22 protein-coding genes are annotated in these 22,017 nt (G+C 71.4%); 11 read left to right on the top strand and 11 right to left on the bottom strand.

The annotated features are described in order from the left end of the window. The first annotated feature begins 121 nt into the window (after positions 1 to 121). Both ACZ7OU_RS20175 and ACZ7OU_RS20170 read left to right on the top strand, forming a co-directional pair. The gene (locus ACZ7OU_RS20175) at positions 122 to 1,285 is read left to right on the top strand and encodes a YihY/virulence factor BrkB family protein (protein ID WP_470256214.1); all 1,164 of its coding nucleotides are present in this window, start codon (positions 122 to 124) and stop codon (positions 1,283 to 1,285) included. Between the two features lie 88 nt (positions 1,286 to 1,373). Then, entirely contained in the window at positions 1,374 to 4,523 is a 3,150-nt protein-coding gene (locus tag ACZ7OU_RS20170) for an efflux RND transporter permease subunit (protein ID WP_470256213.1), read from the top strand. Positions 4,524 to 4,584: 61 nt separating this feature from the next. Here the strand turns inward: ACZ7OU_RS20170 and ACZ7OU_RS20165 are convergent, their stop codons facing one another. Then, complete coding sequence (locus ACZ7OU_RS20165) at positions 4,585 to 5,421, bottom strand: hypothetical protein (RefSeq protein ID WP_470256212.1); 837 nt, start codon at positions 5,419 to 5,421, stop codon at positions 4,585 to 4,587. Between the two features lie 163 nt (positions 5,422 to 5,584). Continuing rightward, positions 5,585 to 5,827: a DUF3039 domain-containing protein gene (locus ACZ7OU_RS20160; RefSeq protein WP_155542254.1), complete on the bottom strand. Its 243-nt coding sequence runs from the start codon at positions 5,825 to 5,827 to the stop codon at positions 5,585 to 5,587. Between the two features lie 67 nt (positions 5,828 to 5,894). Here ACZ7OU_RS20160 and ACZ7OU_RS20155 point away from each other — a divergent pair, with 67 nt between their 5' ends. From ACZ7OU_RS20155 to ACZ7OU_RS20135, 5 genes are read left to right on the top strand one after another with little or no spacing between them, the layout of a single operon-like run. Beyond that, complete coding sequence (locus ACZ7OU_RS20155) at positions 5,895 to 6,683, top strand: sporulation protein (protein ID WP_470238539.1); 789 nt, start codon at positions 5,895 to 5,897, stop codon at positions 6,681 to 6,683. Further along, positions 6,683 to 7,165 carry a TIGR03618 family F420-dependent PPOX class oxidoreductase gene (locus ACZ7OU_RS20150; protein ID WP_470256211.1) on the top strand — a complete coding sequence of 161 codons (483 nt, stop codon included), beginning with the start codon at positions 6,683 to 6,685 and terminating at the stop codon, positions 7,163 to 7,165. The genes ACZ7OU_RS20155 and ACZ7OU_RS20150 overlap by 1 nt, the downstream gene beginning before the upstream one ends. Continuing rightward, positions 7,162 to 7,773 (top strand): HD domain-containing protein, encoded by a 612-nt coding sequence (locus tag ACZ7OU_RS20145; protein WP_470256210.1) that lies wholly within the window; start codon positions 7,162 to 7,164, stop codon positions 7,771 to 7,773. The genes ACZ7OU_RS20150 and ACZ7OU_RS20145 overlap by 4 nt, the downstream gene beginning before the upstream one ends. A gap of 9 nt (positions 7,774 to 7,782) precedes the next feature. Then, positions 7,783 to 8,688 (top strand): pseudouridine-5'-phosphate glycosidase, encoded by a 906-nt coding sequence (locus tag ACZ7OU_RS20140; RefSeq protein ID WP_470256209.1) that lies wholly within the window; start codon positions 7,783 to 7,785, stop codon positions 8,686 to 8,688. Continuing rightward, positions 8,685 to 9,557 carry a carbohydrate kinase family protein gene (locus tag ACZ7OU_RS20135; protein WP_470238543.1) on the top strand — a complete coding sequence of 291 codons (873 nt, stop codon included), beginning with the start codon at positions 8,685 to 8,687 and terminating at the stop codon, positions 9,555 to 9,557. The genes ACZ7OU_RS20140 and ACZ7OU_RS20135 overlap by 4 nt, the downstream gene beginning before the upstream one ends. A 3-nt stretch (positions 9,558 to 9,560) precedes the next feature. Here the strand turns inward: ACZ7OU_RS20135 and ACZ7OU_RS20130 are convergent, their stop codons facing one another. Together ACZ7OU_RS20130 and ACZ7OU_RS20125 are read right to left on the bottom strand one after the other, a co-directional pair. Further along, a complete protein-coding gene (locus ACZ7OU_RS20130; protein WP_470256208.1) occupies positions 9,561 to 9,896 on the bottom strand; it encodes a DUF3099 domain-containing protein in 336 nt (111 codons plus the stop codon). A 17-nt stretch (positions 9,897 to 9,913) separates the two neighbouring features. Beyond that, entirely contained in the window at positions 9,914 to 11,179 is a 1,266-nt protein-coding gene (locus tag ACZ7OU_RS20125; RefSeq protein WP_470238545.1) for an amidohydrolase, read from the bottom strand. Between the two features lie 28 nt (positions 11,180 to 11,207). On the opposite strand from ACZ7OU_RS20125, the gene ACZ7OU_RS20120 reads away from it, so the two are divergent. The 4 genes from ACZ7OU_RS20120 (at position 11,208) to ACZ7OU_RS20105 (ending at position 16,724) form a co-directional block, all read left to right on the top strand. After that, on the top strand, positions 11,208 to 12,710 hold the full coding sequence (locus tag ACZ7OU_RS20120) for a DUF7782 domain-containing protein (protein WP_470256207.1): 1,503 nt from the start codon (positions 11,208 to 11,210) through the stop codon (positions 12,708 to 12,710). Beyond that, complete coding sequence (dtd, locus tag ACZ7OU_RS20115; RefSeq protein ID WP_470256206.1) at positions 12,707 to 13,132, top strand: D-aminoacyl-tRNA deacylase; 426 nt, start codon at positions 12,707 to 12,709, stop codon at positions 13,130 to 13,132. Before ACZ7OU_RS20120 ends, dtd begins: the two co-directional genes overlap by 4 nt. Before the next feature lie 289 nt (positions 13,133 to 13,421). After that, positions 13,422 to 14,450 carry a sigma-70 family RNA polymerase sigma factor gene (locus ACZ7OU_RS20110; RefSeq protein WP_155542247.1) on the top strand — a complete coding sequence of 343 codons (1,029 nt, stop codon included), beginning with the start codon at positions 13,422 to 13,424 and terminating at the stop codon, positions 14,448 to 14,450. A 612-nt stretch (positions 14,451 to 15,062) separates the two neighbouring features. Next, the gene (locus ACZ7OU_RS20105; protein WP_470256205.1) at positions 15,063 to 16,724 is read left to right on the top strand and encodes a fumarate hydratase; all 1,662 of its coding nucleotides are present in this window, start codon (positions 15,063 to 15,065) and stop codon (positions 16,722 to 16,724) included. Positions 16,725 to 16,781: 57 nt separating this feature from the next. Here the strand turns inward: ACZ7OU_RS20105 and ACZ7OU_RS20100 are convergent, their stop codons facing one another. The 7 genes from ACZ7OU_RS20100 to ACZ7OU_RS20070 all read right to left on the bottom strand — a co-directional run bounded on the left by ACZ7OU_RS20100 (position 16,782) and on the right by ACZ7OU_RS20070 (position 21,912). Next, complete coding sequence (locus ACZ7OU_RS20100) at positions 16,782 to 17,468, bottom strand: RlpA-like double-psi beta-barrel domain-containing protein (RefSeq protein ID WP_470238549.1); 687 nt, start codon at positions 17,466 to 17,468, stop codon at positions 16,782 to 16,784. A gap of 164 nt (positions 17,469 to 17,632) precedes the next feature. Then, positions 17,633 to 19,048 carry an MFS transporter gene (locus tag ACZ7OU_RS20095; RefSeq protein ID WP_470256204.1) on the bottom strand — a complete coding sequence of 472 codons (1,416 nt, stop codon included), beginning with the start codon at positions 19,046 to 19,048 and terminating at the stop codon, positions 17,633 to 17,635. Further along, positions 19,045 to 19,479, bottom strand: a complete 435-nt coding sequence (locus ACZ7OU_RS20090; protein ID WP_470238551.1) for an SRPBCC family protein — start codon at positions 19,477 to 19,479, stop codon at positions 19,045 to 19,047. Before ACZ7OU_RS20090 ends, ACZ7OU_RS20095 begins: the two co-directional genes overlap by 4 nt. 23 nt (positions 19,480 to 19,502) lie before the next feature. After that, positions 19,503 to 20,027: a hypothetical protein gene (locus ACZ7OU_RS20085; RefSeq protein ID WP_470256203.1), complete on the bottom strand. Its 525-nt coding sequence runs from the start codon at positions 20,025 to 20,027 to the stop codon at positions 19,503 to 19,505. A 130-nt stretch (positions 20,028 to 20,157) separates the two neighbouring features. Continuing rightward, on the bottom strand, positions 20,158 to 20,655 hold the full coding sequence (locus tag ACZ7OU_RS20080) for a hypothetical protein (protein ID WP_470256202.1): 498 nt from the start codon (positions 20,653 to 20,655) through the stop codon (positions 20,158 to 20,160). A 43-nt stretch (positions 20,656 to 20,698) separates the two neighbouring features. Next, a complete protein-coding gene (locus tag ACZ7OU_RS20075; protein WP_470238554.1) occupies positions 20,699 to 21,079 on the bottom strand; it encodes a DoxX family protein in 381 nt (126 codons plus the stop codon). A gap of 59 nt (positions 21,080 to 21,138) precedes the next feature. Then, a complete protein-coding gene (locus tag ACZ7OU_RS20070; protein ID WP_470238555.1) occupies positions 21,139 to 21,912 on the bottom strand; it encodes a GntR family transcriptional regulator in 774 nt (257 codons plus the stop codon). Positions 21,913 to 22,017: the final 105 nt, after the last annotated feature.

The following is a 22,017-nucleotide window of genomic DNA, read 5'->3' as shown; positions in this document are numbered from 1 at the left end:
CCGAGTCTACCGGCCGGGTCCGACAGTTCCCGGCACCGGCACGGGTGATGTCCCCCGACACGCCCGGGTGCATGGGTGGTGACGAGCCAAATCAGCACGGATGGACCATGCTGGACACGTCATGGGTGAGGTTCAGCCGTCCGCAGCGACGAAGGTGGCCCGCAAGGGGCCGTGGCGGCTCGTCACGCGCACGTTCGGCAAGGCGTGGGAAGGCAACATCTTCTCCGAGGCCGCCGAAGCGGCCTTCTGGCAGACGCTGTCGCTGCCGCCGCTGCTGCTGGGCCTGCTGGGCGCCCTGGGCTTCATCGGCGAATGGTTCGGCCAGGACGTCGTCGCCGCCGTCCACGACCGGATCATCGGCTTCTGCAAAACGGTCTTCAGCAGCAACGCCGTCCAGGACATCATCGAGCCGACCGTGAACAGCATCCTCACCGTCGGCAAGGGCGAGATCGTCTCGGTCGGCTTCCTGATCTCGCTGTGGGCGGGGTCGTCGGCGATGTCGTCGTTCGTGGACGCGATCACCGTCGCCCACGACCAGTACGGCGTCCGCAACGACGTCTGGCAGCGGATCTTCGCGCTGCTGCTCTACCTGGCCGGCCTGGTCATCCTCGTGGTGGGCCTGCCGCTGCTGGCGATCGGCCCGGACCTGCTGCCGGAGTTCTTCCCCACCGACTGGCGCCCGACCGTGTCGTCCTGGGTGGGCGCGCTCTACTTCCCCACCCTCGGGGTCGTGATCACCCTCGCGCTGACGACGCTGTACAAGCTCGCGCTGCCGCGGAAGCTGCCGTGGCACCGCGGGCTGCCCGGCGCGGTGCTCGCGATGGTGGTGTTCCTGCTCTCCTCGATCGGCCTGCGCATCTACCTGAACTGGATCACCAAGACCGGCTACACCTACGGCGCCCTCGCCGCGCCGATCGCGTTCCTGCTGCTGATGTTCTTCATCGGGCTGGCCGTGGTGGGCGGGGCCTACTTCAACAGCGCGATCCAGGAGCTGTGGCCGGCGAAGGCGACCCGGCGGCAGCGGCGCAAGTGGCGCCGGCTGGAGATGGAACGCGCCTCCGAGCGGCTGCGCTCGGAGGACGGCCGGAAGCTGTGGGAGCGCACGACCACGCCGCTGCGGCGCCCGGCCCCCGAAGACGTCTCCCCCAACGGTGACGCGCCGGAGGAGGCCGCCGGACCGTCCGAAGAGGACGAGTCGTCACCCAGCGCGCCGGACCCGGCACCCAGCGCTGCTCAGGGTCGGGTCTCCTCCCCAGGGACGACCCGGAATCCACCCTCAGACTGAGTCGCTCCTCAGTTCGGACATGGCAAGCTCGGCGGGTCACTGACGCCGGCGTCGGTCGCCGCGTCGTTCCCGAGGGGGTTCCCAAGTCATGTCCGTGCTGGCCAGATTGAGCCTGCGCAACCGAAGCCTGATCGGCCTGCTCGCGCTCGTCATCGTCGGTTTCGGTGCCTTCGCGCTGCCGCAGATCAAGCAGCAGCTGTTCCCGTCGCTGCAGTTCCCGCAGGCCCAGATCGTCACGGCGTACGCGGGGGCGTCGCCGGATGCGGTCGACAAGCAGGTCACCGAGCCGCTCGAGGGCGCGTTGCAGGGGCTCAAGGGTCTCGAAGACATCAACTCGACGTCGTCGGACGGGGTTTCGCGCGTCGTCACGCAGTTCGCGTTCGGCACCGACCTCGACGCGGCCGTCTCGCAGATCCAGCAGGCGGTGAACCAGGTCCGCCCGCGGCTGCCGCAGAACTCCGAGCCGGCGGTGTCCGCCGGCAGCACCGACGACCTGCCGGTCGTCCTGGTCGCCGCGGGCACCAGCGGGGATCCGCAGAAGCTGGCCCCCGCGCTGACCGACCAGGTCGCGCCGGAGCTGCGCAAGATCGACGGCGTCCGCACGGTGACCGTCACCGGCGTGCAGCAGCCGCGCGTCACGATCACGCTCGACTACGCGAAGCTGGCCGCCGCCGGGGTCGACCCGGCGTCGATCGCGACCACGCTGCAGACCGCCGGCGCCGCCGTGCCGGCCGGCACGCTGACCGACGGTGGCAAGACGCTGAGCGTCCAGGTCGGTGGCGGGCAGACCACTGTGGACAGCCTCCGCAACCTCTACCTCACACCAAGCGCCGCTTCCGCGGCCTCACGGCCGGGCACGCCCGCTCGCGGGCCGGTGAAGCTGGGTGACGTCGCCGACGTCCAGACCGGCTTCGCGCCGCCGACGTCGATCACGCGCACCAACGGGAAGCCGAGCCTCGGCCTCTCGATCACCATGGTGGACAACGGGAACGCCGTCGCGATCTCCGACGCCGTCCGCGACAAGCTGCCGGACCTGGGGAAGAAGACCGGCGCCGAGATGAGCGTCGTGTTCGACCAGGGCACGCCGGTGAAGGACGCGATCAGCGGCCTGACCACCGAAGGCCTGCTGGGCCTGGCGTTCGCCGTGCTCGTGATCCTGCTCTTCCTGCTGTCGGTGCGCTCGACGCTGGTGACCGCGGTGTCGATCCCGCTGTCGGTGGTCGTCGCGCTGATCGCGCTGTGGACCGGCGACCTGTCGCTCAACCTGCTCACCCTCGGCGCGCTGACCATCGCGATCGGCCGGGTGGTCGACGACTCGATCGTCGTGCTGGAGAACATCAAGCGGCACTTGGGTTACGGCGAAGAGAAGCAGCGGGCGGTGCTCGACGGCGTCCGCGAGGTGGCCGGCGCGGTGACGTCGTCCACGCTGACGACCGTCGCGGTGTTCCTGCCGATCGCGTTCGTCGGCGGGTTCGTCGGCGAGCTGTTCTCGCCGTTCGCGGTGACCGTGACGGTGGCGCTGCTGGCTTCGCTGCTCGTCTCGCTGACCGTGGTTCCGGTGCTGGCGTTCTGGTTCCTGAAGCAGCCGGAGATCCCGGCGGACGCCATCGAAGCCGAGCGGGCGCGCGAAGCGGCCGTCGAGAAGGAGCGCCGCGGCTTCCTGCAGCGGGCCTACCTGCCGGTGATCCGGTTCGCGACCAAGCGGCGGCTGACGGTCGTGCTGCTGGCGCTGCTGATCTTCGCCGGCACCGTCGGGCTCGCGACGCGGCTGAACACGAACTTCCTCGACCAGTCCGGCGGCACCACGCTGAACATGACGCAGAAGCTGCCCGCGGGCACCAGCGTCGAGGCGAAGGAGAAGGCGGCCACGACCGTCGAACAGGCGCTGGCCGCGGAGCCCGCGGTGCAGACCTACCAGGTCAGCATCGGCGGCGGGGGCGCCTTCGGCTTCGGGGGCGGGACGAACACGAGCATCTCGGTCACCGTTGCGAAGGACACCGACCTCGACGCGCTGTCCGACCGCCTGCGGTCGAAGCTGACGTCCCGGCCCGAGCTGGGCGAGATCAAGATCGGCGCGGACGCGTCCGGCTTCAACTCCGACCAGGTCTCGGTGACGGTGACCGCGCCGTCGGAGGCCGCGCTGAAGCCCGCGTCCGACCAGGTCGTGCAGGCGCTGAGCGGGGTGTCCGGGCTGGCCGAGGTGACCAGTGACCTGGCCGTCGGCTCGCCGCGTGTGCAGGTCGAGGTGGACGACGCCGCGGCTGCCGCGCACGGGCTGTCGGCGAGCAGCATCGGGCAGGTCGCCAACCAGGCGATCGCCGGCCGCACGGTGACGCAGCTGCCGGTCGACGGGCAGCGCACGGACATCGTGCTGCGCGCCGGCACCGCGCCGGCCACGGTCGACCAGGTGAAGGGCCTGCAGATCCCCGGTCCCACGGGGGTCGTCCGGCTCGACGAGGTCGCGAAGGTGTCCACTGTGGACGGCCCGGCGTCGGTGCACCGCACCGGCGGCGACCTGAGCACCACGGTCACCGCCAAGAACACCGGCGACAACCTGACCAAGACGACCGCGGACATCCAGTCCAAGCTGGACGGCCTGACGTTCACCGGCGGCGCGTCGTACTCGCTCGGCGGCGTGAGCCAGGACCAGCAGGAGGCGTTCTCGAACCTGTTCCTGGCGCTGCTGGCGGCGATCGCGATCGTGTTCCTGATCATGGTGGCGACGTTCCGCAGCCTGATCCAGCCGCTGATCCTGCTGGTGTCGATCCCGTTCGCGGCGACCGGCGCGATCGGGCTGCTGCTGGCCACCGGCACCGCGCTCGGGCTGCCCGCGCTGATCGGCATGCTGATGCTGGTCGGGATCGTGGTGACCAACGCGATCGTGCTGATCGACCTGATCAACCAGTACCGGGCCGAGGGGATGAGCGTCGCCGACGCAGTCACCGAGGGCGGCCGGCGCCGGCTGCGGCCGATCCTGATGACCGCGGCGGCGACGATCTTCGCGCTGGTCCCGATGGCGCTGGGCATCACCGGGCAGGGCGGCTTCATCGGGCAGCCCCTCGCGATCGTGGTGATCGGCGGGCTGGTCAGCTCGACGCTGCTGACGCTGGTGCTGGTCCCGACCCTCTACACGATGGTCGAGACCCGCAAGGAACGCCGGAAGGCCCGCCGCGAGGCGAAGCGGAACCCGGCGAAGGCCCCGGCCTCGGAGTCCCTGGACCCCGCGCCGACGGCCTGACCGCATGACCGCATGACGAAGGCCCGGCACTTCCCTCGGGAGGTGCCGGGCCTTCGGCGTTTCACTGCTTGAAGCGGTAGGTCATGCTGTCGAAGAGGATGCAGATGCTCGGCGACATCACGATCACGCGCAGGGTGCCGTCCCGCTCGTCGAAGTCGATGCCCTCGACCTCGAAGTTGCCGCTGCAGCCGCTGCGCAGCGGGAGCTGCCCCAGCGACGTCACGTGCCCCGCGACGTCCGAGCCGGACAGCGGGCCCGCGAGGTCGACCTGCAGCAGCGGCTTCGTGGTGCCGAAGAGGCTGCCGTCCGGGTCGTCGGACGCGCAGAGCAGGCGGGTCGCGGTCTGGAAGTCGCAGCCCTGGACGTCGCGGACCGGGTGGTCGAGCCGGATCGTGCCGGCGAGCGGCAGGTTCTGCGCCGGGTCGGTGGCCGCCACGCCGGGCATCGGGTGGACCAGGAGACGGTCCATGGTGCCCCACTCCCCCGCCACCATCCACCGGGCGTCCGGCGACACCGCGGCGAAGGAGTTGTTGTTGGCTTCCCACGACTCGAGGGTGTGCTTGTAGTTCTGCCACGAGCCGTCCGGGGCCTGGACGCGGAAGAGCTTCGCGCCCCGGTCGTCACGCTGGTAGGGCTCGACGTAGAAGCCCTGGGCCGAACCCGGGTCGCCGACGTGGTTCCAGCCCTGCGAGTTCAGGTCCGCCGGGATGGTGCTGATCCCGGTGTAGCGGATGGTGGTGCCCGACGGCCGCACGATCGTGGCCAGCCCCTGGCTCTCGTCGAGGGCCCGTGCGTGGTCGGAGCCGACCTCCGTCCAGCCCGTCGCGGCCTGGGCCAGTGCGGGCGAGAAGGCCGTGAGCAGGGCGACGGCGGCGACGACGATCCCCGTTTTGCGCATGTGCGACTCCGGTGGGTGAGGGAACCTGGCCCGCTGGATTTACCAGGTCCCCGGCATCCCGCGCACCCGCCGAATGAAGGTTTTTCACGTTTGTTCGACGACTTGTCCGCTTCCGGACAGCAAGAAGCCCCGGCAGGCTCACCCGCCGGGGATCAGGCCGGGGTCACTCCCCCGGGCGCAGCCCGTCGAAGATCTTCTTGCAGTCCGGGCAGACCGGCGAACCGGGCTTCGGCGACTTCGTGACCGGGAAGACCTCGCCGCACAGCGCCACCACGAAGTTGCCCATGACCGCGCTCTCGGCGATCTTGTTCTTCTTCACGTAGTGGAACATCTTCGGGGTGTCGTCGTCGGCCGTGTCCGTGCCCTCGGGCGTGGTTTCCGGCTTCGTCAGCGTCTCGGTGCTCACCCGGCCATTGTGCCCGAGTCCCGTCGAACCTCGTACGAAAGCCCCTCGACCTGGCAGGATCGGCGGCATGTTCCAGAAGGTGCTCGCGACGTTCGGCTCGGGCGGGGCGAAGATCGACGCCCGCCTGCTCGACCGGACCGCCTCCCCCGGCCGCCCCCTGCACGGCGAGGTGCTGCTGACCGGCGGCGAGGTCGACCAGGAGATCAAGGGCCTCGCGGTGACGCTGCTGGCCCGCGTCCAGGTCCCCGGCACGGACAAGACCGAGGACCTCCCGTTCGGCTCCCAGCACCTGGTCGGCGCCGAGACGATCCGCGCCGGCCAGCAGGTGCGCCTGCCGTTCGAGGTGCCGCTGCCGTGGGAGACGCCCGTCACGAGCGTCTTCGCCAAGCCGCTGACCGGCATGGCGGTCGGGGTGCGCGCCGAGCTGGACCTGGCCTCGTCCGTGTCCGACCCGTTCGACGCCGACGCCGTCGCGATCGAGCCGCTCCCGGCGCAGAAACGGGTCCTCGACGCGCTGAGCCGGACCGGCTTCACCTTCCGCGAGGCGATCCTCGAACAGGGCCGGATCAACGGCGCCCAGCAGCAGCTGCCGTTCTTCCAGGAGATCCGCTTCACGCCTTCGCCGCGCTTCGCGAGCGTGTTCTCGCAGCTCGCGGTGACGTTCCTGGCGTCGTCGAGCCGCACCGACGTCGTCCTGGAGGTCACCAAGCGGGTCCGGGTGAGCAAGACCGGCGGCTTCGGCGGGCGCGGGCAGGACTTCCTGGGGATGTTCACGATGAAGCCGGACGTGAACTGGGAGAAGCAGCTCGAAGACTGGCTGGACCAGGTCGCCCGGCCGCGCGGCATCTTCGACTGATGGCCACGCCCCGCGCCGAGCGGCCGCACATGCCCGGCTACGGCATCGCGGCCGATCCGTCGGGGCTGCTGCCCTGGTCGTGGGCCGAGGCGCGGCTGCGGGAGTCGCACGACTTCTGGCTGGCGACAGTCACCCCCGCCGGGCGCCCGCACCTGATGCCGGTCTGGGCCGTGTGGACCGGCGAGGTGCTGTGGTTCTCCTCGTCCCCGCGGTCGGTGAAGGCCCGGAACATCGCCGCGGGCTCGGCCGTGTCGATCGCCACGGACGACCCGTACGAGCCCGTCGTCGTCGAAGGGACGGCCGAGATCGTCACCGAGCCGGCCGCGCTGCGCACGTTCCTCGACGCGATGAACGCGAAGTACGCGACGGCCTACGGCGAAGACTTCCTCGACAACGCCTCGATGCGGCTGCTCCCGGAGAAGGCGTTCGGCCTGCGGGAGAAGGACTTCACCGGCACCCCGACGCGCTGGACGTTCCCGTGAAGTGGGCCGAAGCCGTCACGGCCCTGGGTGGCGTGCCCCGGGCGGGGCTCGAGATCCGCTACGCCGAGCCCCACCGCCGCTACCACACCCTCGACCACGCGGCCGCCGTCGCGCGGGACTCCGCCTGGCTGGCCTCGGATCTGGGCGAGGTCGACCGCGCGGTGCTCGCCGTCGCGGCCTGGACGCACGACGTCGTCTACGACGCGAAGCCCGGCGAAGACGAACGCGCCAGCGCCGCCTGGGCCCGCGAGGCGCTGGCCGGGGTCGCCGAAGCACACGTCGAGCGCGTCGAAGGCCTGATCCTCGCCACGATCAAGCACGACGCTCCCCCGGACGACGCCCTCGCCACCGCCCTCCTCGACGCCGATCTCGCGATCCTCGGCGCACCTGAGGAGCGGTACGCGGCGTACGCCGAGGCTGTGCGCGAGGAGTACGCGAAGTACCCCGACGACGTCTGGCGCGAGGGCCGCATCGCGGTCCTCGAAAGCATGCTGGCCCGGACGCTCTACCGCAGTGAAGCCGCCCGGACACGCTGGGCGAGCGCCGCGCGGGCGAACCTGACGGCCGAGCTGACCCACTGGCGCCGCGAGCAGGACGATCACCGATGATGGTTCCTCGTGACCACCCCACTCAACCTGCACGAAGAGGTCGCCTCGGCGCTGCGTGACGGGCACCCCGTCGTCGCGCTCGAGAGCACCATCCTGTCCCACGGCCTCCCCGCCGGCCGCAACCTCGACGTCGCCCACCGCCTCGAGCGCGTGGTGCGCGACGGCGGCGCCGTCCCGGCCACCATCGCGGTGCTCGACGGCCGCGTCGTCGTCGGCCTCTCCCCCGCCGAGCTCGAGCGCGTCTGCGCGCCGGACGCCGGCCTGGACAAGCTGTCGCTGCGCGACCTCGGCCCGGCCGTCGGCCTCGGCCGCTCCGGCGCGACGACCGTGGCGAGCACGTCGGCGCTCGCGGCCGCGGCCGGCATCGGGATGTTCGCCACCGGCGGGCTCGGCGGCGTGCACGTCGGCGCGGCGCAGTCGTGGGACGTCTCGGCGGACCTCGGCGTGCTCGCGAAGGTGCCGACGGTGGTGGTCTGCTCCGGCGTGAAGTCGGTGCTCGACATCCCGGCGACCCTCGAGGTGCTGGAGACGAACTCGGTGCCGGTGCTGGGCTACCGCACCGACGACTTCCCGGCGTTCTACCTGCGCTCGTCGGGCCACGCGGTCGGCTGGCGCGTCGACGACCCGAAGCAGGCCGCCGCCGTGGTCGCCGCGCACCGCGCGTACGCGAAGTCCGGTGTCCTGCTGGCGAACCCGATCCCCGAAGCGTCCGAAATGGACAAAGACCTGCACGACCGGCTGCTGGCGGAAGGCCTCGCGCTGGTCGCCGAGCGGGGCGTGCACGGCGCCGACGTCACGCCGGTGCTGCTGGAGCACTTCCACACGGCGAGCGGTGGCGTGAGCATCGACGCGAACGAGGCCTTGGTGCTCAACAACGCGAAGCTTGCTACCGAGGTGGCGGTGGCGCTGTCGTGAGCGGAATCGTGGTGGTCGGCGACGCGGCCCTCGACGTGATCGCCCGGCACGACAAGCCCTTGCCGCACGGCGGTGACGCCCGCGCGAAGATCCGGTTCACCGGCGGCGGCTCGGGCGCCAACACGGCGCTGTGGCTGCGGTACCTCGGCGCCGAGACGACGCTGCTCGCGCGCATCGGCGACGACCCGGGCGGCCGGCTGATCCGGGCCGAGCTGGAGGCCGCGGGCGTGCGGTGCGCGTTCGCGGTCGACGCGGAGGCGCCGACGTGCTGCGTCGTGGTGATGGTCGACGGCTCCGGGCAGCGGAGCATGCTCGCCGACCGCGGCGCGAACCAGCGTTTCGCGCCCGAGGACGTCACCCCCGAGGCCCTGGCCGGCGCCCGGCACCTCCACCTGTCGGGTTACGTGCTGCTCGACCCGCCGTCGCGGGCCGCCGGGCTGGCGTCCCTGGCGGCGGCGAAGGAAGCCGGGCTGACGACGTCGGTAGACCCGCAGGCCGCCGCGCACATCACCGACCCGGCCGCGTTCCTCGACGACGTCCGCGGGGTCGACCTGCTGCTGCCCAACACCGAGGAACTGGTGGCGCTGACCGGTTCGGCGGACCCGGCGTCGGCGAAGGAGCTGCTCGGCACGGTCGGCGCGGTGGTCGTGACCGCCGGGCTGGACGGCGCCAGCTGGGTCGACGCCGGCGGCGTCACGAGCGTGCCGGCGATCGAGGCCGAGTGCCTCGACTCGACCGGCGCGGGCGACGCCTTCGACGCGGGCGTGCTCACCGGCTGGCTGGCCGGGGAGTCCACTGTGGACATCCTGCGACACGGGACGCGGCTGGGCGCGCTGGCCGTCGGGAAGGTGGGCCCGCAGCCGACGTGACGCTCAGCCGTCGATGACCCGGTGGCTGGTGCTCTCGATCGCCGTCGCCTCGTGCTGGTAGGTCGAGACGTTCTCGGACTTGCGGGGCGGGCGGTCGTTCGCGATCAGGACCGCGATCCACGGCAGCGGGACCGAGATCGCGAGGAACCCCAGCGCCAGCCACCAGGTGTGGTAGGTCAGCCCGGCGAGGATCAGGCACGGGATGCGGCACGCCATCATGATCACGTACTTGCGCTTGCGCGCCTTGAACTGCTCTTCGTACGACGGGGCCGCCGCGGTGATCAGCACCGGGTCCGAGTCGTTGGCGGGCATGGTCACTGCACCACCTCCGTCTGCCATCGTCCCACCTGCGGGGCTCATGCGTCACCTGGGTGAGGCAAGCGGCTCAACGCGGCGGCGACGAGCGTCTCGATGCCTGTCCGCAGCGTCGGGTGCAGCACGGGGGCGAAGCGCGGCGAGTGGTTGGACGGGATGTCGCGCTCGAACCGGCCCTCGGTCATCGCCGTGATCACCGTCTCCGCGTCGAAGCCGCCGACCAGCCAGAACACCGACGGGACGCCGGCCGCGCGGCCGAACTCGCTGAAGTCCTCGCTGCCGGTGACCAGCGGCGCCGGCATCACCGCCTCGGCGCCGAAGTGGCCGCGGAAGACCTCGGTGAGCGCGTCGTTGACCGCTTCGTCGTTTTCGGTGATCGGGTACGAACCGGACCGGACGATCTCGGGCGGCTTCGGCGCGCCGGCCGTCGCGGCCTCGCCGTTGACGATCCGTTCCACCGCGGCGAGCACGCGTTCGCGGACGGCCTGGTCGAAGGACCGGACGTTCACCTCGAGCACGGCGTCGTCGGCGATGACGTTGCTCGCGGTGCCCACGTGCAGCGAACCGACGGTGACCACCGCGGAGTCGGTGGCGGCGATCTCGCGCGAGACGATCGTCTGGAGCTTGAGCACCACGGACGCGGCCAGCACGGCCGGGTCGACGGTCGTCTCCGGGCGTGACCCGTGGCCGCCGCGGCCGTGCAGGGTGATGCGCAGCGTGTCGGTCGCGGCCATGATCACGCCGGGCCGGGTCAGCACCCAGCCGGCCGGGCCGGGCACCAGGTGCTGGCCGAACACGACGTCGGGCGTCCCGGCGCGGTCGAACAGGCCGTCGCGGACCATCCGGACCGCGCCGCCCGCGCCCTCCTCGCCCGGCTGGAAGACCACCTGAAGCGTGCCGGACCACGTGTCGCGGCCCTTCGCGAGCAGCGCCGCGGCACCGGAGAGCCAGGTGGCGTGCATGTCGTGGCCGCACGCGTGCATGACCGGGACGTCCGTGCCGTGCTCGTCGGTGCCGCGGGCGACGCTCGCGTACGAGAGCCCGGTCTTCTCCTCGACCGGCAGCGCGTCGATGTCCGCGCGCAGCAGCACCGTCGGGCCCTCGCCGTTGCGCAGCACGCCCAGCACACCGGTGCCGGCGATGCCGGTGTGCACCTCGTAGCCGTCGCGCTCCAGCCGCCGGGCCAGCTCGGCCGCCGTCCGGGTCTCGGCGAAGGACAGCTCGGGGTGCCGGTGCAAGTCGATGTACAGCGCTTCGAGCTCGGGCAGCGCCGCGTCGAGCGGGGCGAGGACGCGTTCAAGGGTCACGAGGGCCATCGTGGCAGCATTACCCACCGTGAGCACGCGAAGCGTACTGCCCGACCTGTCCGACGACGTCTGCGCGCGGCTGCGCGAGGCCTTCCGGCGCACGTCCTACGACGCCGACGGCGTGGTGGCCGCCCTCGGCGGAGCCGCGCAGGCGGCGCTGGGGCGCGGCGAGCCGGTGCCGGCCGAACGCGCGAGCCGGGACGCGGGCGACCTGGGCACGCTGGTCCGGCTGTTCCTGCTGGGCGGGACCGAGCCGGAGACCGCGGTCAAGGCCGCCTTCGCGCCGCTCGCGCCCGAGGACGCGGTCGCCGCCGGGGTGCTCGCCCCGGTGGCCGACGGCTACCGCGCCGCCCTCGACATCCGGCCGCACGGCGACGATGACGGCTCCTGGTGGGTCGTGTCCGACCTCGACGCCGACGTGCTGGGCCGGACCGTGCCCGAGGACCACGTGCTGGGCGTCGGGCACGCGTCGCTGTCGCTGATCCGCGCGACCGGCCGCCGTCCCGTCGGCACCCTGCTCGACGTGGGCACCGGCAACGGTGTCCAGGCGCTGCACGCGACCCGGCACGCCCAGCGCGTGACGGCCACCGACGTCTCTTCGCGGGCTCTGGCGCTGGCCGCGGCGACGTTCCGGCTGAACGAGCTGGACGTCGAGCTCGTGCGCGGCGAGTGGTTCGCGCCGGTCGCGCGGCGGAAGTTCGACCAGATCGTCTGCAACCCGCCGTTCGTGGTCGGCCCGGCCCGCGTCGACTACACCTACCGCGACTCCGGGCTGGCCGGCGACGACGCCAGCGCGCTGGTCGTCCGGCAGCTGCCCGGCTTCCTCAACGACGGCGGCGTCGGGCACCTGCTCGGCTCCTGGCTGCACACCGGCCGCGAGGACTGGGCCGACCGGGTGAGCCGCTGGCTGCCCGCCGAGACCGACGCCTGGTTCGTCCAGCGCGACATCGCCGACCCGGCGCTCTACGTCGGCACCTGGCTGCGGGACGCGGGCCTCGACCCGCGCTCGCCGGAGGGCCGGGCGAAGGCGGCGGCGTGGCTCGACTGGTTCGCCGCGAACGACGTCCAGGGCATCGGGTTCGGCTTCGTCACGCTGCGGCGCGCGGCCGGGCGCACCCCGACCGTGGTGTGCGAGGACCTCCGCCAGGCCTACGACGACCCGCTGGGCCCGGAAGCGGCCGGCTGGCTCGACCGCGTGGAATGGTTGCGGGAATCAGGAGATTCGTTGCTCGATGTCCGTTTTGTGGTCCCGGACACGGTTTTGCTGGAAAGCGTCGAGGAACCCGGCGACGAAGGCTGGGCGACGACCGTCCGGCGGCTGCACCGCACGGACGGACCGGGCTGGCACCACGAGGTCGACGACCTGGCCGCGCGGCTGCTGGCCGGCTGCCGCGGCGCGCTGCCCCTGGAGGACCTGATCGAGCTCCTCGCGTTCTCGCAAGGGCTCCCGGCGGAGGAGCTGGCGGCCGCCGCGCTGCCCGTCGTCCGCGAGCTCGTCCGGCACGGAATGCTCCTTCCGGCGGGCCGGTGAGGGCCGTCGCGGCCCGCGTGACGCGGGCGGACGTGACCGTCGAGGACGAGGTCGTCGGGGCGATCGCCGAACCGGGTCTGCTTGTGCTGCTGGGAATCCACGTCGGCGACGACGCGGCGAAGGCCGCCGTGATGGCGCGCAAATTGCACGAGCTGCGCGTGTTGCGTGACGAGGAATCATGCGCCACGGCGAATGCCCCGCTGCTCGTGGTGAGCCAGTTCACCCTCTACGGCGAGACGAAGAAAGGGCGCCGGCCGTCGTGGACGCAGGCCGCCCGGCCGGAGGTCGCCGAGCCGTTGGTGGACGCCGTCGTGGCCGAGCTGCGCGGCCGCGGCGCCACGGTCGCGACGGGCCGTTTCGGGGCGATGATGGCGGTCTCGAGCGTCAACGACGGTCCGTTCACGGTTCTCGTAGAGGTCTAGACCACGCTGGGACGGTTCACATCCTGACCCGATTCACATCGGATTCTCAGGTTCCCCGGTCACGGACTGTTCTCAGCAAAAGCTCAGCAATGGTGGAGCAACCGGAGCGCGCCCGCGGCCGTCTCCTTTTCAGGCGAGCCGGGAACGTTTTGGAAACCCGGAGCGTTGTGACAGATGTCCAGCCAAGCCGGCCGGACCGGCGTACCGGGCTCCACAGGCCCCGGTCCGCGGGTGCGCACCCGGTGGGACGACCGCAGCAACACGTTCAGCCCGTGACCGGGGAGGCAGAATGTCAGTCCAGACTCTCGAACGCGAGTCGCGCGGGATTCGCGAGCGCATCCCGGCTCAGGTGTCCGAGGAGCCGGTGAGCGTGGGGGCGCTCGCCGACGGCGACCTCGACGCCCCGAGCCCCGCCGCCGACCTCGTGCGTGTCTACCTCAACGGTATCGGCAAGACGGCGCTGCTGTCCGCGGCCGACGAGGTCGAGCTCGCCAAGCGCATCGAAGCCGGCGTCTTCGCCCAGCACATGCTGGACACCGGGGAGAACCTCACCCCGAAGCGCCGCAAGGAGCTCTCCGCCCTGGTCCGTGACGGGCACGTGGCCAAGAACCACCTGCTGGAGGCCAACCTCCGACTGGTGGTCTCGCTGGCCAAGCGCTACACCGGCCGGGGGATGCCGCTGCTCGACCTGATCCAGGAGGGGAACCTGGGTCTGATCCGCGCGGTGGAGAAGTTCGACTACTCCAAGGGGTTCAAGTTCTCGACCTACGCGACCTGGTGGATCCGCCAGGCCATCACCAGGGGGATGGCCGACCAGGGGCGCACGATCCGGCTCCCGGTCCACCTGGTGGAACAGGTCAACAAGCTGGCCCGCATCAAGCGCGACCTGCACCAGCAGCTCGGGCGCGACGCGACGCACGAGGAGCTGGCGGCCGAGTCGGGCATCCCGGCGCACAAGATTTCGGACCTGCTCGACCACTCGCGTGACCCGGTAAGCCTGGACATGCCGGTCGGCACGGAGGAGGACGCCCCGCTGGGCGACTTCATCGAGGACTCCGAGGCAACGGACGCCGAGAGCGCCGTGATCTCGAGCCTGCTGCAGGACGACCTGCGCCGGGTCCTGTCGACGCTGGACGACCGCGAGCAGCAGGTCATCCGGCTCCGCTACGGCCTCGACGACGGCCAGCCCCGCACGCTCGACCAGATCGGCAAGCACTTCGGCCTGTCCCGCGAGCGCGTCCGCCAGATCGAGCGCGAGGTCATGTCGAAGCTCCGCCAGGGCGAGCGCGCGGACCGCCTCCGCGCGTACGCCAGCTGATCGTTAGTTCCGGAAGGGGCGGGTGCCCAGGCACCCGCCCCTTCCGCACGTCCACGACCAGCACTTCCGTGTTTTGCGTGGCGGTCCCGGAAAATTCTCCACGAAAACGGGGTTTCGTGGTCACCGGACCGGGGTAGCAAACCCTCGCCAACACCCGTTCGGCCGCGTTGACTTATGACCTTCGTCACGCCACATTCGTGGAGCGGCTTAGCGGACGGGCAGAGACCACGCGATCGGGTGTGCACGCACCCGGCCGCTCTCCCCGGGAGGTCGGGTCCGTCGGGGTGGACCCGGCCTCCCGACCAAAAGCCCGGAGCGCACGCGAACGCGAGCGAACGGCACAACCCGCACCCCACCCAGCCAGACCTCCCCGCAACCCCGATCCGAAGCCAGAACACGGCCGGCGGTGCCGGGTCAAGGCATCTTTCCCGCCTTGACGCGGTACTGCCGGCCGTAGTCACAATCGGGGCTTCGGGGTGGTGGGGGTTCACCGAGCGACTTCCGAACGCGGGACGAGCGTGGGGTGGCCCACAGTGAGCGGATGCCTCGGCCGCGTGGCCGCCGAGCCGCCGTAGGGTGGACCGATCCCGGAGCTGGCAAAGGAGCCTGGCAGTGCCGTCCACCACCACGTTTCAGCACACCGAAGTCCTCCCCCTCGGCAAGGACACCACCACCGAGTACCGGCTGGTCACCGATGAGGGCGTCGAGACCGTCGAAGCCGCCGGGCGGACGTTCCTGAAGGTCGACCCCGCCGCGCTCACCACCCTCGCGCGCACCGCCATCAGCGACATCCAGCACCTGTTGCGCACGTCACACCTGAAGCAGCTGCGGGCCATCGTCGACGACCCCGAGGCCTCCGGGAACGACCGGTTCGTCGCCATGGACCTGCTGCGCAACGCCGCCATCTCGGCCGGCGGGGTCCTCCCCATGTGCCAGGACACCGGCACCGCCATCGTGGTCGGGAAGCGCGGCGAGGGCGTCCTCACCGGCGGGGACGACGAGCGGGCCCTCTCGCAGGGCATCTTCGACGCCTACCAGCAGCTGAACCTGCGGTACTCGCAGATGGCGCCGGTCACCTTCTGGGATGAGCGCAACACCGGGACCAACCTGCCGGCGCAGATCGAGCTGTACCACAAGGACGGGCAGGACGACCCGTCCTACGAGTTCCTCTTCATGGCCAAGGGCGGCGGCAGCGCCAACAAGACTTTCCTTTACCAGGAAACGAAAGCCGTCCTGAACCCGAAGCGGCTCGCGCGCTTCCTCGACGAGAAGCTGCGCAGCCTCGGCACCGCCGCCTGCCCGCCGTACCACCTCGCGATCGTCGTCGGCGGGATGTCGGCCGAGTTCAACTTGAAGGTCGCGAAACTCGCTTCGGCGCGCTACCTCGACAACTTGCCGACCGAGGGTTCCGAGCTGGGCCATGCCTTCCGCGACCGGGACCTCGAGCAGCAGGTCCTCGAGATGACCCGCCAGTTCGGCATCGGCGCGCAGTTCGGCGGCAAGTACTTCTGCCACGACGTCCGCGTCATCCGGCTCCCTCGGCACGGTGCCAGTTGTCCGGTCGGCGTCGCCGTGAGCTGCTCCGCCGACCGCCAGGCCAAGGCGAAGATCACCGCGGACGGCGTCTTCATCGAGCAGCTCGAGCGCGACCCGGCCCGCTTCCTCCCCGACGTCACCGAAGAGGACCTCTCCGACGACGTCGTGAGCGTCGACCTCAACCGGCCGATGGCCGAGATCCGCGCCCAGCTCTCGCAGCTGCCGGTCAAGACGCGGCTTTCGCTCACCGGGCCGCTGGTCGTCGCCCGCGACATCGCGCACGCGAAGATCGCCGAGCGCCTCGACGCCGGCGAGGAGATGCCGGACTACCTGAAGAACCACCCGGTCTACTACGCCGGGCCGGCGAAGACGCCCGAGGGCTACGCGTCCGGCTCGTTCGGGCCGACGACGGCCGGGCGGATGGACTCCTACGTCGAGCAGTTCCAGGCCGCCGGCGGCTCACTCGTCATGCTGGCCAAGGGAAACCGGTCGAAGCAGGTCACCAACGCGTGCCAGTCGCACGGCGGGTTCTACCTCGGCTCGATCGGCGGCCCGGCCGCGCGGCTCGCGCAGGACTGCATCAAGCAGGTCGACGTCCTCGAGTACGCCGAGCTCGGCATGGAAGCCGTCTGGAAGATCGAGGTCGAGGACTTCCCGGCCTTCATCGTCATCGACGACAAGGGCAACGACTTCTTCGAGAGCACCGGCGACCCGGTGCTGCAGATCAGCTTCCGTTGACCCACAAGGGAAGGGGACACCGGCCCGCCGCCGGTGCCCCCTTTCTTCCCTGCTCCCTCAGCCGACGCGCTCGATCCGCGCGCGCCGGATGAGGAACTTTCCGGGTTCCCGAACCTGTTCGAAGGCCGCGTTGTTGAGCAGCGTGCAGCTGCCCGACACCGAGGTCACCTCGACCGTCGTGGACTTCGAGTTGTCCAGGTTGGTCACCTTCAGCTTCGTCCCCGCCGGGAACTGGTTGCTCGACGCGGCCGGCGCGCCACCCTCGCCCGAGAGCGTCACGGTGGAGCCGGCGCACACGACGTCGCCGGTCGCGCCCTGGTCGCCGGTGTTCGCCCCGGCCTGGTTCTGGTTCTGGTTCTGCTGCGCGGGCGCCTGCTGCGCCGGGGCCTGGGCGGCCGGTGCCTGCTGGGCCGGGGCCTGCGCGGCCTGGCCGTTGTTCGCCGCGACGTTCGCCGTGCAGCCCGCGACCTGCCGCCGCTGCTGGATCAGGTCGACCACCGCCTGCCGGTTGGCGATCCGCGCGGCCGACTGCGCGTCCGGGGCCGCCTGCTGGCCCGCGATGAAGTTCAGGTTGTTCTGCAGCGCGGTGTCGAGCCCCCCGCAGTTCTCCTTGGGCGCTTCGGCGGCGTTGCCCGCCGGGCTGCTCAGCGCGATGGCGGTCGCGGTGACACCCGCGACCCCCAGCAACGCGGCCAGACCGACCGTCGCCTGCTTGCGGTGCCGACCACTACTCAAGCGGGGCATGGGCCCCTCCTCTCTGATCACCACCTCACTGATGGATACGGCTCGGTAACAGCGGCGGTTCACCGAGATTTCAAAAGACTTTTCGACGACTTCGACACCGACCGGCCGGGGTGGTCCGGACCACTGGTCGGACAAGCGGCGCTCAGCAGCGGATCGCGCGGTGGTCAGGCCACCGGAGTGTCGTCATGGTCCGGACCATTCACGCGCGCCGCGGTCGCCGTGGCCCAGCGGCCCGTCGTCACCAGCCCCAGCAGGAACACCAGCACCCCGCAGCCCGCGACGATCGCCCACACCACCCGGCCCGTCCCCGGCGGCGTCCCCGCGCTCCCCGCCACGACCGCGCCGACCACCGCCACCCCCAGCGACGTCCCCACCTGGCGGCTCGTCGACGCCACCGCCGCCGCCAGGCCCGCCTGCTCGCGCGGCATCCCGGACACCGCCGCGTTCGTGATCGGCGCGTTGAGCAGGCCGTAGCCGATGCCGAAGCAGACGTAACCCACCACCAGCAGCGCAATCGGCGTGTCCGGGCCGATGCCCGCCAGGACGACGCCGGACGCGGCGATCCCGGCGCCGGCCACCAGCAAGGGCAGTCGCGGGCCCCGGATCCCGGTCATCCGGCCCGACAGCGGCGCGCCCACCGCGGTCAGCACCGCCATCGGCAGGGTCAGCAACCCCGCGTGCAGCACCGAAAAGCCGCGTGTCTCCTGGAGGTAGAGCGTGGTGAGGAAGAGGAAGCCCGACAGCGCGGCGAACCCGGCGACCGCGGTGAGCGTCGCGCCCGAGAAGGGGACGCTGCGGAAGAACCTGAGCTCCAGCAACGGGTCCCGGCGCCGTCGCTCGTACGGCAGCAGCACCGCCAGCGCCGCCGCGGCGATCAGGAAGCAGCCCACCATCACCGGCGCGCCCGAACCGCGGCCTTCGATGATCCCGTAGGTGAGCGAGGCCAGCAGGACGATCACCAGCAGCTGCCCCACCGGGTCGAGGCGGCGCGGGCGCGGGGCGCGGGACTCCGGGACGAACAGGGCCGTCAGCACGATCGCGGCGACGCCGACCGGGACGTTGATCCAGAAGATCGAGCGCCAGCCCGCCCAGGCGACGAGCACGCCGCCGAGGACCGGCCCCACCGCCAGGCTCAGCCCGTTCACCCCCGCCCAGACGCCGATCGCGCGGGCGCGGTCACGGGGTTCGGTGAAGACGTTGGCGACGATGGACAGCGCGACCGGGTTGAGCATCGACCCGCCGATCGCCTGCAGCGCGCGGAAGGCGACCAGCAGGCCGACGTTCGGCGCGAGCCCGCAGAGCAACGAGCCGAGGCTGAACAGCGCGAGCCCGGTCTGGAACGTCCGGCGCCGGCCGATCCGGTCGGCGGTGGAGCCGGACAGCATGAGCAGGCTCGCCAGCACGAGCGTGTACGCGTCGATCGTCCACTGCAGACTCGAGACCGACGCGCCGAACTCGTGGCGGATCGACGGCAGCGCGAGGTTCACGATCGTGTTGTCGAGCCCGACGATGAACAGGCTCAGGCAGCAGATCGCGAGGACCACCCGCCGTCGCACCGGCCGCGGCGAGGCCGTCGTCAAGCCGGGAACAGCTCCCCGAGCCGGGCCAGGGTCTTCTCGATGCCGTCGGCGTTCTTGCGCGGGAACGGGCTGAGGCTGATCGCGAGCGGGAACTTCGCCGTCGACCAGTCGAACGTCTCGGTGACCTCGGTGCCACCGTCGACGGGTTCGAGGCGCCAGCGCCAGCGGTGCCCGTTGAAGTGGCGCCAGGCGATCAGCCTGCCCTCTTCGAACTCGACCACGGTGTTGAGGATCTTGTACGACGCGCCCATCTTCATGTCCATGCCGAACTTGGCACCGAGCGTCAGCCGGTCCGGGCCGCCGGACTGGGCGGCCCGGACCGTGCCGGATCCGTCGATGAGCGGGTGCTGGGCCGGATCGGCGAGGAGCCCGAAGATCTTCTCCGGGGTCGTGGCGACGATCGCGGTGCGTGAGACCTGGCGGCTTCCCATCACCCGAGCCTAAGCCAGGGTGATCACTTCTGCGGCGTGGTCTTCAGCACGACGGTGCGCTGGTCCAGCGGCGCGGCCAGGGCGACCGAGATGACCGGGTACCGGATGTCCATCGTGCACATCTGGCCGGTCTGGGCCTTGGTCTCGCTCAGGTTGACGACGACGTGGTCGCCCGCCTGTTCACTCGCCTCACCGAGCGCGTGACCACAGCCGCCCTCCTGGGCGCGGATGTTGAGGATGGTGCCGCCGTTGGACGTCCACACCTCGTGCGGGTAGTTCTTGGGCAGCGCGGCGGCGTCGACCTTGTCCGGCGGCACCGGGGTACTGCCCTCGGGCACGGTCAGCCGGGGTTTGCCCGGCGGGTTCGCCGACGGCGGTGCCGGCTGCACCGACTCGCTCGGCGCCGTCGGCGACGTCGACACGCTGCCGGTGGGGTCCGTGGAGGTCCCCCCGGCGGCGGGCTGGCTGATGGGCACGTTCTGGCCGGCGCAGGCCGTCACCATCAGCAGGATCGCGCCTGTCCCGGCCACCTTCGCTAAGTACCTCATGTCCCGAAGACGGAACGGGGGCGGCGGAGGGTTGCACGGAAGATCGATCCGGCCGGGGTGGTGAGGTCCTGGTCCGGACATGGTCTGGGAGGGTGACCCGCGGTCACCCTCCCAGCGTCGGTGCGGCGCTTCAGCCCTGCCGGAGCACCACGGTGCGGGTTCCGAGCGGTGCGGCCAAGGCCAGCGGGAGACTGATCTCCTTGATGTAGTCCGGGCACATCTGGCCCTTCTTCGCCGTGGTGACGGCGACCAGCACGACCACCTGCTGCGGAGTCTGGTCGCCGACGTGGGCCGAGATGCGGCGGCACCCGCCCTCCTCCGCCTGGAGGATCAGCGTCTTGCCGTCGGTGCTCCGCGTGAGGCTGCGGGGGTAGCCCTCGGGCAGCCCGCGCGCGTCGACCTGGGTTTCGGCGATGACGTCGTCGCCCGGGGCGATGCCCTGCGTCGGGCGGCCGACCGTCTGCGACGGCGGCGGCGCGGCCGTGGGCGAACCGGGCACCGGGGACGAAGGGGACGACGTCGTCGGCGTCTCCGGCCCGGTACTGCTCCCCGCGGGCGCGGCCGTGTTCGCCGCCCCGCAGGCCGTCAGCGTGAGGAGCAGCAGACCCGTACCCAGCACTGTGCGCATACCTGCCAGACGGAGCAGACCCCCGTCCGGTTGCATCCCGCTGTCAAAGCCGCCCGGCGGCGACGAACACGCACACCGCGAAGATCAGGCTGTTGACCCCGACGTTGCGCCACTCCGCCGGCTTGTGCCCGACGACCGCCAGGCGGCCGTGCATCGCCATCGCGCCCACCATCACCACCGCCAGCCCCACGGCCGCCCAGCCGGTGAGCGCCGGCGCGACGCCCAGCAGCACCGGCAGGATCAACCCCACCACGGCGACGAGCTCGCAGATCGCGGTGAACCGGACCACCGGCAGCGGGTAGGCCGCCGCGCCCGTCTGGCCCGTTTCGAGCATCCGCTGCCGCGACATCGTCGACTTCAGCGCACCCGACAGGGCGAAGATCGCGGCCAGCAGCACCTGACCGACCCACAGTGCGACGTTCATGACGTCCTCCCTTTTCGACTGGTGCGGGAGGAACGAGGACGTTCTGGAGAACGTGACAGTCAGGCGCGGCCGAGGCGGGTCACGAAGCTGAGCCGGTCACCCCGGTACAGCGAGCGCACCCGCTCGAACGGCGCGCCGTCCGGGCCCCAGGAGATGCGGTGCATCAGCAGCATCGGCAGGGCCGGGTTGGTCCCGATGAGCAGGGCCTCGCGCGGGGTCGCCAGCACCGTCTCGACGCGCTCCTCGGCACCGTCGAACACCACGCCGAGCCGGTCCCGCAGGCACGCGTACAGCGACTGCCCGGGGTCGAACTCCTCCATCAGCGTCGGGAACCGCTCGGCCAGGAGATATGTCGACTCCAGGCCGACGCGCTCCTCGTCGGCCAGTAGCACCCGCTCGATGTGGATCACCTCGGCGTCGGAGGTGACCTGCAGGTCGGCGGCCAGTGCGCTGCCGGCCAGGCGCCGCTCCAGCGTGATCACCGTGCGGCCCGGCCGGATGCCCTGGCGCCGCAGCCCCTCGGTGTAGCTCACCAGGGCCAGCGGCTGCACCAGCTTCGGGCCGGCGACGAACGTGCCGCTCCCCTGCCGCCGGCTGAGCCTGCCCTCGAGCACGAGCTCACTGACCGCCTGCCGGACGGTCGCCCGCGACACCTCGAAGCGCTCGCACAGCTCCCGTTCGGTGGGCAGCACCGATCCTTCACCGAGCTCCGCGATCACCGCCAGCAGTTCGACCTTGACCGCGTAGTAACGCGGGACACGGCCGTGCTCGGGAATCCCGTCGAGAACGGGACCGTCGGCGGACAGGCGGTAATGACGCGAAGGGGCGGGCACGCACCCGACCCTATTCGTTTCCCCGACCACCACGGTTCGCTGTGGCGCGGGACACGGAGGATCACCCGGATGCCTTTCCCCCGGTCCGGGCTCGATAATGCGACA

The organism is Amycolatopsis sp. NPDC114505, from assembly GCF_055633615.1.
The sequence above is the reverse complement of the archived record's forward strand: the minus strand, read 5'-3'. Positions and strand labels throughout refer to the sequence as shown.